14 protein-coding genes are annotated in these 14,201 nt (G+C 65.1%); 9 read left to right on the plus strand and 5 right to left on the minus strand.

What is annotated here, in order from left to right; genetic code table 11:
* The first annotated feature begins 5 nt into the window (after positions 1 to 5).
* On the plus strand, positions 6 to 1,172 hold the full coding sequence (locus tag RE429_RS08115; protein WP_414473804.1) for a cyclic nucleotide-gated ion channel: 1,167 nt from the start codon (positions 6 to 8) through the stop codon (positions 1,170 to 1,172).
* Positions 1,173 to 1,178: 6 nt separating this feature from the next.
* On the opposite strand, the gene RE429_RS08120 is transcribed toward RE429_RS08115, so the two are convergent.
* A complete protein-coding gene (locus RE429_RS08120; protein ID WP_414473805.1) occupies positions 1,179 to 1,637 on the minus strand; it encodes a GFA family protein in 459 nt (152 codons plus the stop codon).
* Positions 1,638 to 1,773: 136 nt separating this feature from the next.
* On the opposite strand from RE429_RS08120, the gene RE429_RS08125 reads away from it, so the two are divergent.
* Complete coding sequence (locus tag RE429_RS08125; protein WP_414473806.1) at positions 1,774 to 2,499, plus strand: DUF2270 domain-containing protein; 726 nt, start codon at positions 1,774 to 1,776, stop codon at positions 2,497 to 2,499.
* Between the two features lie 145 nt (positions 2,500 to 2,644).
* Here the strand turns inward: RE429_RS08125 and RE429_RS08130 are convergent, their stop codons facing one another.
* Positions 2,645 to 3,859, minus strand: a complete 1,215-nt coding sequence (locus tag RE429_RS08130; RefSeq protein ID WP_414473807.1) for an NADP-dependent isocitrate dehydrogenase — start codon at positions 3,857 to 3,859, stop codon at positions 2,645 to 2,647.
* A gap of 112 nt (positions 3,860 to 3,971) precedes the next feature.
* Positions 3,972 to 4,295 (minus strand): phospholipase A2 family protein, encoded by a 324-nt coding sequence (locus RE429_RS08135; protein ID WP_414473808.1) that lies wholly within the window; start codon positions 4,293 to 4,295, stop codon positions 3,972 to 3,974.
* A gap of 432 nt (positions 4,296 to 4,727) precedes the next feature.
* Here RE429_RS08135 and RE429_RS08140 point away from each other — a divergent pair, with 432 nt between their 5' ends.
* The 4 genes from RE429_RS08140 to rpsD all read left to right on the plus strand — a co-directional run bounded on the left by RE429_RS08140 (position 4,728) and on the right by rpsD (position 8,415).
* Positions 4,728 to 5,462, plus strand: coding sequence for an RNA methyltransferase (locus RE429_RS08140; RefSeq protein WP_414473809.1), 735 nt, complete (start codon positions 4,728 to 4,730; stop codon positions 5,460 to 5,462).
* Between the two features lie 62 nt (positions 5,463 to 5,524).
* Positions 5,525 to 6,730, plus strand: a complete 1,206-nt coding sequence (locus RE429_RS08145; protein WP_414473810.1) for a chlorophyllase/cutinase-like alpha/beta fold protein — start codon at positions 5,525 to 5,527, stop codon at positions 6,728 to 6,730.
* Between the two features lie 11 nt (positions 6,731 to 6,741).
* Entirely contained in the window at positions 6,742 to 7,614 is an 873-nt protein-coding gene (gene murI / locus RE429_RS08150) for a glutamate racemase (RefSeq protein ID WP_414473811.1), read from the plus strand.
* Between the two features lie 183 nt (positions 7,615 to 7,797).
* Entirely contained in the window at positions 7,798 to 8,415 is a 618-nt protein-coding gene (gene rpsD / locus RE429_RS08155; RefSeq protein WP_414473812.1) for a 30S ribosomal protein S4, read from the plus strand.
* Positions 8,416 to 8,591: 176 nt separating this feature from the next.
* Here rpsD and RE429_RS08160 read toward each other — a convergent pair whose 3' ends face one another.
* Positions 8,592 to 9,191 (minus strand): Spy/CpxP family protein refolding chaperone, encoded by a 600-nt coding sequence (locus tag RE429_RS08160; RefSeq protein ID WP_414473813.1) that lies wholly within the window; start codon positions 9,189 to 9,191, stop codon positions 8,592 to 8,594.
* Positions 9,192 to 9,527: 336 nt separating this feature from the next.
* Between RE429_RS08160 and RE429_RS08165 the strand changes: the two genes are divergently transcribed.
* Together RE429_RS08165 and RE429_RS08170 are read left to right on the plus strand one after the other, a co-directional pair.
* A complete protein-coding gene (locus tag RE429_RS08165; RefSeq protein ID WP_414473814.1) occupies positions 9,528 to 10,682 on the plus strand; it encodes a hypothetical protein in 1,155 nt (384 codons plus the stop codon).
* Between the two features lie 7 nt (positions 10,683 to 10,689).
* A complete protein-coding gene (locus RE429_RS08170; protein ID WP_414473815.1) occupies positions 10,690 to 11,244 on the plus strand; it encodes a c-type cytochrome in 555 nt (184 codons plus the stop codon).
* A gap of 172 nt (positions 11,245 to 11,416) precedes the next feature.
* On the opposite strand, the gene RE429_RS08175 is transcribed toward RE429_RS08170, so the two are convergent.
* Complete coding sequence (locus RE429_RS08175; RefSeq protein WP_414473816.1) at positions 11,417 to 11,971, minus strand: RBBP9/YdeN family alpha/beta hydrolase; 555 nt, start codon at positions 11,969 to 11,971, stop codon at positions 11,417 to 11,419.
* Positions 11,972 to 12,165: 194 nt separating this feature from the next.
* On the opposite strand from RE429_RS08175, the gene RE429_RS08180 reads away from it, so the two are divergent.
* Positions 12,166 to 14,196, plus strand: coding sequence for a hypothetical protein (locus tag RE429_RS08180; protein ID WP_414473817.1), 2,031 nt, complete (start codon positions 12,166 to 12,168; stop codon positions 14,194 to 14,196).
* Positions 14,197 to 14,201: the final 5 nt, after the last annotated feature.

Below are 14,201 nucleotides of genomic sequence, written 5' to 3' on the forward strand. Positions count from 1 at the left end.
GCGCCGTGCCGAGGGTTCATTCACACCCGACGCGGCGCAGGATCTACGAAATCCTTGAACGCAGCAGCGTGAACGACCCCGTCGTTCACGCTGTTCACCTGTTCCTGATCCTGCTGATCGCCGTGAACGTCACGGCGGTCGTCCTCGAGAGCGTGCCGTCCCTGCAGGATGCCTACGGCACGCCTTTCCTGATCATCGAACTCGTCAGCGGCGCCATCTTCACGGTGGAGTACGCGGCGCGGCTCTGGTGCGCGCCGGAATATCTGCCCTTCCATCACATGAAGCCGTGGCGGGCGCGGATGAGATGGGCTCTCCACCCGCAATCCGTCATCGACCTGGTGGCGGTCCTGCCGTTCTATCTCGCTTACTGGGACGTGGGGGGCCTGCGCGCTTTCCTGCTTCTCCGGCTGTTCCGCTTCTTCAAGCTCGCGCGCTATTCGCCGGGCCTGGCAAGCCTCGCGGAGGCCGTCTATGCCGAGCGGCGGGCGCTGATCGCCTGCGGCGTGATCCTCATGGGGGCCATGCTTCTGGCGGCTTCCGCGATCAATCTCGTCGAACGGGACGTGCAGCCCGACAAGTTCGGCACCATCCCCGAAGCCATGTACTGGGCCATCGTGACGCTCACCACGGTGGGCTACGGCGACGTGGTGCCCGTGACGGCGCTCGGGCGGGTGATCGCCGCCCTGACGGCCGTCGCGGGGCTCGTCATGCTGGCCCTGCCGGTCGGCATCATCGCGAGCGCCTTCTCGCGGGAGATCCACCGGCGGGATTTCGTCGTCACATGGAGCATGGTGGCGCGGGTGCCGCTTTTTGCTGACCTCGACGCCGACGAAATCGCAAGCGTCATGCAGTGCCTGAGTTCCCGCAGCTGCACGCCCGGGGAGGTCATCGTCCGCAAGGGCGACGAGGCCCATTCCATGTATCTCATCGCGGCGGGCGACGTGGAGGTCGTGCTGCCCGGCGAGAATGTCCACCTCGGCCCCGGCGACTTCTTCGGCGAGATGGCGGTCCTCAAGCGGCGGCGGCGCGCCGCCACCGTCAGGGCCCTGACGCCCTGCCGCCTGCTCGTGCTCGATGCCGGCGATCTTCACGACCTGCTCGAAGGCAACCCGGCGCTGGCCGAACACGTTCATGCGGTCGCCCGCTCCCGAGGCGGGGAGACGGACAGGTGAGCGGCGTCAGTCGTGATCGGGATGCTGCCGGGAAGCCATCTTCTCCAGCTCTTCAGGCGTCGCAATATCCGCCGTCCGCTTGCCCGGAAGGGTGTGCAGCGTTTCAAAGGCGGGGAGCTTGCCCTCGATGCCGTACTGAATCTCCGGCGTGACCCGGCCGGGCTCGTCGAGGCTGCCGATGGAGACGCTGATCCGGTCGTTCTCCAGATAGGAATAGGTCAGCGGCGTTCCGCAATCCCGGCAGAACCCGCGCTCCACGGCCTCGGAACTCCTGAAGATGCCGGGCCGCCCCTTCGTCCAGACCAGATCCTTGCGGGGCACGCCGGTCAGGGACGCGAAGTAATTGCCGAACGCCTTCTGGCACATGCGGCAATGGCAGATGCTCGCCTGCGTCGGCTCGGACATCAGCGCATAGCGCACCGCGCCGCATTGGCAGCCGCCGGTTATGGTTGAACTCGCCTTCATAGGGGGAGAACCCCGCGCCAAGGCAGAAGTTGCGATTATGGGTCAGCCTCCGCAGACGTGCTATGATGCTTGCGGCAGGCATTCGTGGGCGCAATGCGCCTTGGATGCCCTGCGCAGCAGAGCATGGAGAGCCGCCATGCCGACAACGAGCGATCAACGAACCGTATCAGTCCTGAAGCCGGCCATCGCTCCGCCTGTCTTCCCGAGCACCGGGACAGAATTCATCAACGTCATGGCCCATTATCATCGCGCCGAGATCGCCCGGATGGCCGGCTGGCGGGACCGGATCGATCGGACGAGCAACTGGGCCATCACGGTCGTGGCAGCCATGCTGTCGGTCTCTCTTTCCACGCCCACGGCCCACCACGGCGTCCTGCTCTTCGCCATGGTCCTGATCCTGCTGCTGCTGGTGATCGAGGCCCGCCGCTATCGCTTCTTCGACGTCTACCGCAATCGCGTGCGTCTCATGGAGAGGAACTACTACGCGCAGATCTTCTCGCCTGAAGATGGGACGACGGACGATTGGATTCACAGGCTCGGCGACGATCTGCGAAGGCCGGTGTTCCTGATCAGCCTGAATCAGGCCATCTCGCGCCGGCTCCGGCGCAATTACTGCTGGATGTTCCTGATCCTCCTGCTGGCCTGGCTGGTGAAGACGACCTTCATCAGGATGCAGGAGAATGCGGTCGAGGCTCACATCGTCACATCCGTCGGGGAATGGATGCGGAATGCGGCCGTGGGACCGGTGCCCGGATGGGCCGTCCTCGTGGCCGTTGCCATCCTCTACGGCTGGATCCTGTATGCCTCTCTGCGCCAGCCCCTCGGAGAGGGAGAACTCGCCTTCGGCAACGTGCATGTCTGAGGAAGCGGCCGAGACGCAGAGCCTGTCCCATCCACAACGGCATGACACCGCTCCCCGATGCGCACAGGGTCCGGCCCGGAAACAAAAAAGCCCGGCTCGCGCCGGGCTTTTTCTATCGTGTCGCAACGATGGCCTTAGGCCGGCATTAGGCCGACATGGCGATTTTGAGGTTTTCATCGATCTTGTCGAGGAAGCCGCTGGTGGAGAGCCACTTCTGCTCGGCGCCGACGAGGAGCGCGAGGTCCTTGGTCATGAAGCCGGCCTCGACCGTGTCGACGCAGACCTTCTCGAGCGTGGCCGCGAACTTGGCCAGCTCCGGGTTGTCGTCGAGCTTGGCGCGATGGCTGAGGCCGCGGGTCCAGGCGAAGATCGACGCGATCGAGTTGGTCGAGGTTTCCTTGCCCTTCTGGTGCTCGCGGTAGTGGCGCGTCACCGTGCCGTGGGCGGCTTCCGCCTCCACGGTCCGGCCGTCCGGCGTCATCAGCACCGAGGTCATCAGGCCGAGCGAGCCGAAGCCCTGCGCCACCGTGTCCGACTGCACGTCGCCGTCGTAGTTCTTGCAGGCCCAGACATAACCGCCCGACCATTTCAGGGCCGAGGCCACCATGTCGTCGATCAGGCGGTGCTCGTAGGTGATCCCGGCCGCCGCGAACTTCGCCTTGAACTCGGCCTCGTAGACCTCCTGGAAGATGTCCTTGAAGCGCCCGTCATAGGCCTTGAGGATGGTGTTCTTGGTCGAGAGATAGACCGGGTACTTGCGCATCAGGCCGTAGTTCATCGAGGCCCGGGCGAAGTCGCGGATCGACTCGTCGAGGTTGTACATCGCCATCGCCACGCCGGCGTCGGGGAACTTGAACACTTCCTTCTCGATGACGGTGCCGTCCTCGCCCTCGAACTTGATCGTCAGGCGGCCCTTGCCGGGCACCTTGAAATCGGTCGCGCGGTACTGGTCGCCGAAGGCATGGCGCCCGACCACGATCGGCTGGGTCCAGCCCGGCACGAGCCGCGGCACGTTCTTGCAGATGATCGGCTCGCGGAAGATCACGCCGCCGAGGATGTTGCGGATCGTGCCGTTGGGCGACTTCCACATCTCCTTGAGGTTGAACTCCTGCACGCGCGCCTCGTCGGGCGTGATCGTGGCGCATTTGACGCCCACGCCGTACTTCTTGATCGCCTCGGCGGCCTCGACCGTGACCTTGTCGTTGGTGGCGTCGCGGTGCTCGATGCCCAGGTCGTAGTACTTCAGGTCGATGTCGAGATAGGGGTGGATCAGCTTGTCTTTGATGAACTGCCAAATGATGCGGGTCATCTCGTCGCCGTCGAGCTCGACGACCGGATTGGCAACCTTGATCTTCGCCATGATCTCACCTTGCGCTTCTTGAGGAGCTGGAACAGGCCTGCCGGCGGCAGGCGGTTACCGGGGCCTATAGCGCGGTTATGGCCGACGGGGAAGGTGGGGGGAGGCCGGGAATTCAGCGCTTTCCGGCGCGACGGGGAGTTTTCCCAGTCTCGATGCAGGGCGCGATGGTAAAAAGGGTGTTCGCCAGGGCCGCCTTCGCCTTGGCGGCGTCGTCGATCCTCCGGCGCTGGGACAGGAAGGCGGTCGCCTTCAGGAAGGCCCGGTCGCAGGAGCAGGCGCCCCGTCCGCGCCGCTCGTAGCACAGATCGTGCGCGCGGCAGGCCGCATCGAGGGCATCGATCGGCTTCCTGCGGTTCATGTCCCCGAGCCCGCACCAGTTGCCGTGAAAAAGGGAGGGAGCAGGCTGGGCGACCGGCGCCGTCGAGGGGGCGGCCACGGTGAGGGCCGGAACGAGGACGCCACAACAGGCAAGAAGAAGGATCGGGCGCAGGCGAGACAGGGAACCTCTCCGTGCATGCATTCGGTGAAAGGAAATGACGGCTTGGAGAATGGACCCGCATGGGTTTTGGTTCCGATTGTAAGAAAGTTGGCCTGAGGGAGTCGTGAGCCTGGTTCGGGGGCGCTCGCTTGCCCCGAGGCGCTCTGCCGACAGAGCAAACGCCATGGGATTGTCATGGCTCCAGCGCATCGTGTGAACGAGTGGTCCCGGTTTTTCGCAGTAGCGATGCGCTCTTTCCAAGAAGGGAGCATTGGACCCGAAAGTGGATTCCACTTTCGGGTCCAATGCTCTAGTCGCGCGGCCGCGTTTGGCGTTATGGAGGGAGGTCTTCCCCCCGTCCGTTGGGTCCGTTTCCCTCAAAGGCGCACCATGATCCGCCCCATCATCATCCTCGTGGAGCCGCAGCTTGCCGAGAATATCGGCATGGTGGCGCGCGCCATGGCCAATTTCAGCCTCTCGGAGCTGCGCATCGTGGCGCCCCGCGACGGCTGGCCCCGCAAGGGCGCACATTCGGCGGCATCGGGGGCGGTGCATGTGCTGGACGGCGCGAAGCTCTACGACACCGTCCGCGAGGCCATCGCCGACCTGAACTTCGTCTTCGCCACGACCGCCCGGGAGCGGGGCCAGATGAAGCGGGTCTACGGGCCCGACGAGGCCATGGCCGAGACGCACCGGCGCGGCGCGGAGGGGCAGCGCATCGGCATCCTGTTCGGACGCGAGCGGACGGGCCTCGAGAACGACGAGGTGTCGCTGGCGGACGCCATCATCACCTTCCCGGTCGACCGGCAGTTCTCGTCGCTGAACCTGGCCCAGGCGGTGCTGCTCGTCTCCTATGAATGGTACAAGCTGGCGACCGGCGGCGCGCTGCCGTTCTCCGGCGAAATCCTCTCGCCGCCGGCTCCCCGCGAGATGGTGACCTCGTTCTTCGATTACCTCGAGGCCGAGCTCGCCGAGGTCAATTTCTACCCCGGGGACAAGCGGCCGACGATGACCCGCAACATGCGGGACATCTTTCATCGTCTCGCGATGACCGAGCAGGACGTGCGCACCCTTCGGGGAGCGATTCGGGCTCTCTCGGAAGGCCGCCGGTTGAGGAAGCCTTAAAGAACTCATGCTCTAGTGTTGCCTGGTGCCATCCGCACCGCCCATTCCGACCCGGGACCGCCATGCGCCGCTCGCTGACCACCTTCGTTCTTCTCGCGTCGTGCCTTTCCGCTGCTGCCGTTTCCGCGGCCACGCCTCCGAAACAGCCGGAGCAGGGGCCGGGCGGGTCGGATTACGCGATCGCCGACGTCATCAAGACCGGAACCGGCACCGTCGCGTCGGGCAGTTACGTCTTCTACGGCAACGACACGCCGTCGACGCCCCGTCCGGTGGTGGTCTTCTTTCACTCCTGGGGAGCCGTGAACCCCGCCCTCTACGGCGGCTTCATCGATCATCTGGCGCGCAAGGGCTATCTCGTCGTCTTCCCGCGCTTCCAGGAGGTGAACCGCTCCCGCCCTGTCGATGCGTCCGTGCGGGCAGGGGATCTGATCGCCGGGGCCCTGGCGGCGCTGGCCGCCGATCCGCAGGCGCGGCCCGATCCCGCCCGAGTGGCCTTCATCGGCCATTCCGCCGGCGTGCCCATCGCGCTCAACGTGGCCGCGGGCGTCTCGCAATCGGGGGTGCCCGCGCCCAGGCTCGTCTTCGGCCTCGTGCCCGGCGGCATCGCCTCGAACGAGAAGGAGCGTGGCATCATGCTCCACGATCTGTCCGCGATCGACCCCGCGACCCTTCTCATCACCATGAGCGGCGACCGGGAGCACCTCCCGAGCGATCGCGCCTCCCGCCGCATCTTCGAGGCGGCGAGCGCCGTTCCGGCGACGCGCAAGCTGTTCATGCGCGCCAGTTCGGACGATCACGGCTACCCGGCCCTGACGGCGACGCTGGCCTTTCCGGGCTCCCCGAAGGCCACATACGACGCTGCCGCCATCAAGCTGCAGCCCGATCCCCCGCGCGATCCGAAGCAGAAGAACACCTGGAAGTGGAGCGCCGACATGGCGCTCTCGGGGCCCCAGACCATCCTGACCCAGCAGCTCGGCAACAACCCGACCGATACGCTGGACTATCTCGCCCTCTGGAAGACCTTCGAGATCGCCGCCGATGCGGCCTTTACCGGCAAGGACGCCGCCGCCCTCGCGCGCGATCCGAAATTCGTCGATATGGGCAATTGGAGCGACGGCTGGCCCGTGCGCCGCCTGTCGGCCCAGATGCCCAAGGGGGAGGTGCAGGAGGAGAAGCCCGAACGAGGGCCCCGGCGCAGGCTCAATCTCGGCCCGACCGAAAGCCAGCAGGGCGCGGTGGATGATCTCGTCAAGCCGTTTCGCTCGTAAGGGGCGGGCGGATGCGTATCGATCTTCTGGCCGGTGCGTCCTATAACCCGGCTGTCATGCCTGCCCCCGTTCCCACGATTCTCGTCTTCGATTCCGGCCTCGGCGGCCTGACGGTGTTCTCCGAGGTTCTGAAAGCCCGTCCCGATGCCCGCTTCGTCTATGCGGGCGACGATGCGGGCTTTCCGTATGGGCGGCTGAGCGAGACGGCGCTGACCGCCCGGGTGCTCTCGGTCATGGAGCGGCTGATCGGCCTCTACGATCCCCGGCTCGTGGTGATAGCCTGCAACACGGCTTCGACGGTCGTGCTGCCGCCCCTGCGCGAACGGTTCCCGGTTCCTTTCGTGGGCACCGTGCCGGCCATCAAGCCTGCGGCTCTCGCGACCCGGACGGGCCATGTGACCGTGCTCGCGACGCCCGGCACCGTGGCGCGCGACTATACCCGCGATCTGGTCGAGACCTATGCAGGTGGTTGCAAGGTCAACCTCGTCGGCTCGCGCCGTCTGGCCGCCTTCGCCGAGGCGGAGCTCGCCGGAGCGCCGGTTCCCGACGAGGAACTGCTGGCCGAACTCCGGCCCTGCTTCGTGGAGGGAGAGGACGGCCGGACCGACGTGGTGGCCCTCGGCTGCACGCATTACCCGTTGCTGTTGCGCCGTTTCCAGGCGCTCGCGCCATGGCCGGTGACGTGGATCGATCCGGCGCCGGCCATCGCGCGCCGCGTCACCCAGCTCATCGGCCCGCCCGTTCCCGGGCACGAGGCCGACGAGAACGAGGCTCAGGCAGTCTTCACCAGCGGGGCCGGCATCACCCCGGCGTTCCGGGAGGCCTTGCGGGACAAGGGTTTGCCTCTCGTGACCATCGAGGACATGCCGCTCCTGCAGGGATAGGACGGTCCGGGTGCCCTTGATTGACTTCCTGCCCGTTTTCTCGTACATCCCTCCCGTTCACGCGGTCCTTAACGGGGCCGCGTAACTTTTTACGCTCCCGTGGCCCGGTTCCGGCCGGCCTGTCGTCCCTTACGGGAAGAGGAGGGCGCGTTCCTCGCAAATTCGACAACAAGAGGAACAGCGATGTCGAAGCGCATTCAGGCCAAGCACAAGCTTGACCGCCGCATGGGTCAGAACATCTGGGGCCGCCCGAAGAGCCCCGTGAACCGCCGCGAATACGGCCCCGGCCAGCACGGCCAGCGCCGCAAGGGCAAGATGTCCGACTTCGGCACTCAGCTCCGCGCCAAGCAGAAGCTGAAGGGCTACTACGCCAACATCACCGAGAAGCAGTTCCGCCGCTACTACGCGGAAGCCATTCGTCAGAAGGGCGACTCCGGTGAGAACCTGGTCGGTCTGCTCGAGCGCCGTCTCGACGCGATCGTGTATCGCGCGAAGTTCGTCGCGACCCCCTTCGCCGCTCGTCAGTTCGTCAACCACGGTCACGTGAAGGTCAACGGCCGCCGCGTGAACATTCCGAGCTATCTCGTGAAGGCTGGCGACGTGATCGAGGTGAAGGAGAAGTCCAAGCAGCTCGAAGTCGTGGTCGTTGCGAGCCAGCTCGCCGAGCGCGACGTGCCGGACTACATCGAGGTCGATCACTCCAAGATGACGGCCCGTTTCACCCGCATCCCGACCCTCTCCGAGGTGCCGTATCCGGTGCAGATGGAACCGAACCTCGTGATCGAGTTCTATTCGCGGTAATGTCCGCGAAGCCGATCTCAAACTGGAAAGGCCGCCCGATGGGCGGCCTTTTTATTTTGGGCGGGGGCATCCCTTCACGCAAAGCGGATTCGGCTTTGCGTGAAGGGATGCTCGAAGCCGACATGTTAATGTGCCGGACGTGGGTCCGAACCCATGTCCGGCACTTAAGCGTCTCTTTACTGCTGAGGGGCAGGGCCGCGCGGCCCGGAACCCATTCCTCCGGGACCCATAGGTCCTTGATGGCGCATCATCTCAGCATGGCGCCCGTGACGGCCGCCTCGCTCCTGCCGTCCGATGCCGTCGTTCAAGGCTTCACGCAGGAGGCGCGGAGCGATGCGCTTCTGATCTTCGCTGAACGAGTCCCACAGAGGACGCATGGCCTTCGCGACGGCCGCGGAGGTCTGCGCGCGCTCGGTCTGCATGGTGCTGCGCTGCTCCAGGCGCTGCATGAAGTCTGCCGAGCGGCGCTGCTCGCGATTCTCCCGGAACTGGGTCATCCGCGCGTAGCGCTGGTTGGCGGCGTCGCGGATGGCCGTTTCCACCGGAGCCCAGAGCTTCTCCTGGTCGCCGTTGAGTTTCAGGCCGGCCTTGATCGCGGCCACGCGGGCGTCGACGAGACGGCTGAAATCGTCCTGGGACAGGCGGGGGCGGCCCTGCGGTCCCTGATCCTGGGCGGCGGCCGGAGGAGTCGTAGCGGCCGGAGCCTGGGCGAAGGCATAGCTTCCGACGCCGGCGAGCAGAGCGGCGGCAGTGGCGAGGGTGGCGATCTTTTTCATGCGGTTATCCTCCTTGAACACCGATGAGAGGAGAATGCACCGGCCCCGCTATCGTCGGCATGACCCACGCATGAACTTTTCGTCATCTTCCGGGAAACGACGCCGGTGCCGGATGGTGGCGGCGTGTGGCCCCGCACCGTCTGTCCGCGAACCGTCATCCAGACTGGCGATCATCCAGCCGACGATAAGAAGCGTGTGCGGCATATCGCAAGGCTATACCATTTGATCGCGAAATGTTATATAGCTGGAATCATGCACGTGAGATGAAGGCGTCGGGACTCCGATGCCCTGCACGGCAAACGCCAACGACAATGGAACCGGAGAAAGGAGCCGATCGTGGAACGAGCCGCCGCGCCAGCCCTGCCGGACGTGCGTGAGCCGCGCGCCAGATATCGCGCGCTGGCTGTCGTTTCCGTGCTCGCCGCTCTGGCTCTCCTCGCGACGACTCTTCTCGGCACCGCTGCCCTCGCGCGCAGGCCCATTCTCAAGAACGCCCCCGAGCTGCTGCAGGAGACGGGGCTTTATGCCGATTTCGCCCGGCACCGGGTGGATCCGCGCCATCTGGAATTCTCGCCGCAATATCCGCTCTGGTCGGACGGCGCGGCCAAGAAGCGCTGGATTTCACTGCCGGCGCATGCGGCCATCAACGGCTCCAATCCGGATGCGTGGGTGTTCCCGGCCGGAACACGGTTCTGGAAGGAATTTTCCTTCGGCGGCCGGCGCATCGAGACCCGGTTCATGGAACTGCAGGAGAACGGCACCTGGCTCTACGCGACGTATGCCTGGAACGCGGACCAGAGCGAGGCCCGCCTCGTTTCGGAGAAGGGGCTGGCGAGGGCCTATGATTTCGGCGGGGGACGGTCGCACTTCATTCCCGGCGTCAACGACTGCAAATCCTGCCATCAGGGACATTCCGCAGAGGTGCTCGGCTTCAGCGCGCTCCAGTTGTCGCCCGCGCGCGATCCGAACGCCATTCACGGCGAGCCCGTGCCAGCGCCCGGCATCGACCTGAATTATCTCGTCGACAACAAGCTGCTGAAGCGGCTTCCCCAGGCTTTGCGCGACAAGCCGCCCGTCATCCAGGGCGCGACGCCCGTCGAGCGGGCCGCGCTGGGCTATCTCCACGGTAATTGCAGCCATTGCCACAACGATGCGGGCTCCCTGAGGAATCTCGGATTCTCGTTGCGGCATGTGGAGAGCCCCGCAGGGGAAGCGACCGAGCGCGCCGTGGCGACGGCCATCGGACGGCCGGTCAAGGGCCATGTTCCGGGGCAGGCGCCCGACGCGACGCTGCGGGTCGAAGCGCGGAACCCGGAGCGCAGCGTGCTGCTGCAGCGCATGAGTTCGCGCAACCCGATCGTGCAGATGCCGCCCGTAGCCACCGCCATGACGGACGAGGAAGCCATCCGCCTCGTCGCGCAATGGATTCGAGATCTGGAGCCCCCGGTGTCGTCAGCCGGGGCGCCCAGGAAAACCGCCCAACCAGAATGAGGGAACCATGAAGTCAAGCCGTATTGTTTTACTCGCAGCAGCCGTCGTGTTGTCGGCCCCTGTGATCGCCTTCGCGCAGAGCAAGGCACCCGCCAAGAGCCCGCAGGTCAAGCGCGGGGAATACCTGGTGAATGCCGTCGGCTGCCACGACTGCCATACGCCGATGAAGATGGGGGCCAACGGCCCCGAGCCCGACATGACCCGGATGCTCTCGGGCCATCCTCAGGGCATGCAGGTGCCGCCGGCTCCCGCGTCCTCCGGACCTTGGGTCGTTCATGCGGCACCTCTGACGGCCTGGTCGGGCCCCTGGGGCATGTCCTACTCGGCCAATCTCACGCCCGATCCGGAGACCGGCGTTCTCAGGGATTTCACGGAGCAGCAGTTCATCCAGGCGATCCGCACGGGCAAGCACCAGGGCCAGGGCCGGCCGATCCTTCCGCCCATGCCGTGGCCCGCGTTCAAGAACATGACGGACGGAGACCTGAAGGCGATCTTCGCCTATCTGCGCCAGATTCCGCCGGTCAAGAACAAGGTGCCGGATCCCGTGATGGCGGCTCATTAAGGCATCGGACGCGGGAAGTGGGTCCGGTCCGCCGCCCAAAAACGCGGCAAGGTTCGGACAAGGACCGGTCCACGCAAAGGGGAACGCTCTGAAGTGAGCCTGCGGAGCTTGTCCCCATCATGGCCCGACATCCCCGGATGTCGGGCATTTTTTTGACGACGGCTGCGCGTTCCTATGCCAGCCGCTTGAGGAAGCCTGCGAAGCGCATCAGGCCCTCGGGCCAAGGGCCGTGCCCGCTCTCGGTGTTCAGGTGCCCGGCATCCCCCGCATCGACGATGGACGATCCCCAGGCATAGGCGATGTCCTCCGCTTTCTCGTAGTCGCAATGGGGATCCGTGCGGCTCGCCACCAGCACCGAGGGAAAGGGCAGGGGGTCGCGGGGAATCGGCGCGAAGGCGCGGTCGATGGCGGGCATGAAACCGGGCCGCTCCACATCCGGCATGCTCACCAGAAAGGCTCCACGCACCTTGTCGGGGGCAAGAAGGGGAGCGGCATGCACGATGGCCAGGACGCCGAGGCTGTGGCCGACGAGCACGACGGGCCGTTCGGCGCGCTTCACGTCCTGAACGATCCGCTCGACCCATTTGTCCCTGTCGGGAGCGTCCCAGTTCTCCTGCTCGACGCGCCATGCGGTCGAGAGCTGGCGCTCCCAGCGGCTCTGCCAGTGGTCGATGCCGGAATTTTCATGGCCGGGGACGATGAGGATATCGCAATCGGAGGTTTTCATAGGCCGGAGGTAGATGCGCCGGGACGCGTCTTCAAGCGCTCCCCGTCATTTTGGAATGAACTTGCCGACGGAACCACAGTTTTCCATATTCAACGTGATGATGTATTATAATAGATAGCCCGGCGGCCCTTTGGTGCCGGTCCGGGCTTCGCCGAGATCGGAAGAGGCCGTGTCCGGGGAATGTGGTGAGTTGCATGCGGGAGAAAGCAGGGTTGCCGCGACGAGTTCTGCCTCGGATTCTTGCCGCGCTGTCTCTTCTGGTTTGCTACACCGCTGCCTCTGCCGACGACCGCTTCGTCCTTCGGGCGGGGAGGCCTCTTGTCGACATCCGGGACCCTGCTCTGCTTTCCCAGGTCGAGGACAGGGGATTTCGGTTTGGTGTCGTCCTGGGAGCGCCCGATGCGGTTTCGACGGCCCGCCTTTTCGAACTGAGCTCCGCCTTTCGGTCCATGCACGGATATCTGTCGCAGGATCTCGACGCGTTGAAATCGGACATGCGCGCCAGCGGACGAGAGCTGGGCCAGAAGGCCCAGTGGAACGTCGGGCGAAGCCTCAACCTCGACTGGCTCCGCTCACCGCACGCCCGGTTCCGCCTCGTGGGAGTGATCAACCGGCAGGACAGGAGAGATTTCGCCGAGATTTCGAGGCCGGGCGATAGCTGTGGCGAAATCCGGCTCATCTATCGCCTGGGCTATCGTATGGCGCCTGGCTGGTTGTCCGGCCTATCAGGCAACACCACCCTTTCCGCCTCGCGAATGCCGTTTACCCTGAACGTCATCTATGAGCGGCCTCGTTCGGCATTTCGGGATTGCTCGCTGGCCGCGCGGGCCGCGATCCCGGAGCGCGATTTCACGCGCAAAGAGGAGGTCATGGACTGGCTTCTGGGCGGCGTCCTGGCCCAGAGCCAGTTGCGTTTGAAACAGGTCGAGGTGAATGCGCAGGTCGTCCGGCTGCCCTCGGAAACGGAACCGGAATTCGGAGGACAAGCGATCTATCTCATGCGGATCTTCAAGCCCTCCGTTGCAGCCGGGACGCTCGATCTCGTTCCTCAGGTTCTGGAGAATACGCCAGATTCGGAGCGGATCGTTCAGGATGCGACTTTGCGGGGGGAGCTGATTGCTTACATCAGGTCCCATATCCCGGACATCGATCAGGGCGTCTATCAGCTCCCCGACAAGTTTCTTGCGACCAAGGCTCTGACCTATTCGACCTTCGGCAGTGCGCGGGGCGCGAACCATCCGTTCTCGGCTCTAATCAGACCTCATGAGCTTGGAAGAGTGCCGTTCCCGAAAACGAAGCTGGTTCGCTCCGCCAAGGGCGTGCTTGCGCGCCTCGATAACGGCAGCTGCATGGGCTGTCACCAGTCAGGAGCGACGGCAGGGTTTCACTTCTTCGGCTTGGATGACGAGGACGCGCTCGCGCACAACCAGGTGCAGCAGGGAACCTCGCCGCACTACTATGCTGAAACTGCACGGAGGGAGGCCTACATCACGGCCCAGGCTGAAGGCCGGAAGCCGAACCATTTTCGCCCCCTTTCGGCCGCGCCAAGTGCGGTCTGGTCGAAGAACGGGCCTGACTACCAGCCGGCAAACCTCGCCGGTTCATGCATCGTGGCCCCATCTGCGTCCCATCTCGCGTCCCCATGGAGCTGCCGGGCAGGAACGATCTGTGAGCCCATCGCCGACAACGACGGCCTGTCGGTGGAATTCGGCCAATGTGTCCCCGAGCGACGGTTCGCCATCAGCGCCGGGCTGGCCTGTCTGGTGGGCCGGATCAGGAGTTCCTCCAGGCCTTTCGATGACCGTATGGAGTCAAGCGAGGCTTTAAGCATCAGCCGGGGGCTCGCTTCTCCGAAGCACATCTGCCTGCAGCCTCGCCTCGGGGTCCCAGGCGGTCTGAGCTACAGGCGGTGTTCGCCCGACGATCTGGCGTTCGGGCGGTTCAAGAACGGGAATGTCCCCGACGAGATTTGCGGCATGGGCGGCGGGCAGGCCTTCGATCGATGTGCCGCCACAGGCGATTTCAGGTCCTGCCTCGATGCGAGCATCGTGAGGCAAAACCGGCAGACTTGCGGGAAGGATCGCTTCTGCCGCGAAGACTATATCTGTCAGGCATTGCCCGACGAAGTGCCCGGCGCAGCCGAAATCAGGAAAGATTGGGGCTATTGCTCGCCAACCTACTTCCTGTTCCAGATGCGCCTCGACGGCCACCCGGACCCGACCTGACGCCG

The sequence above is a fragment of the Microvirga sp. M2 genome, assembly GCF_047497095.1.
Classification (GTDB): domain Bacteria; phylum Pseudomonadota; class Alphaproteobacteria; order Rhizobiales; family Beijerinckiaceae; genus Microvirga.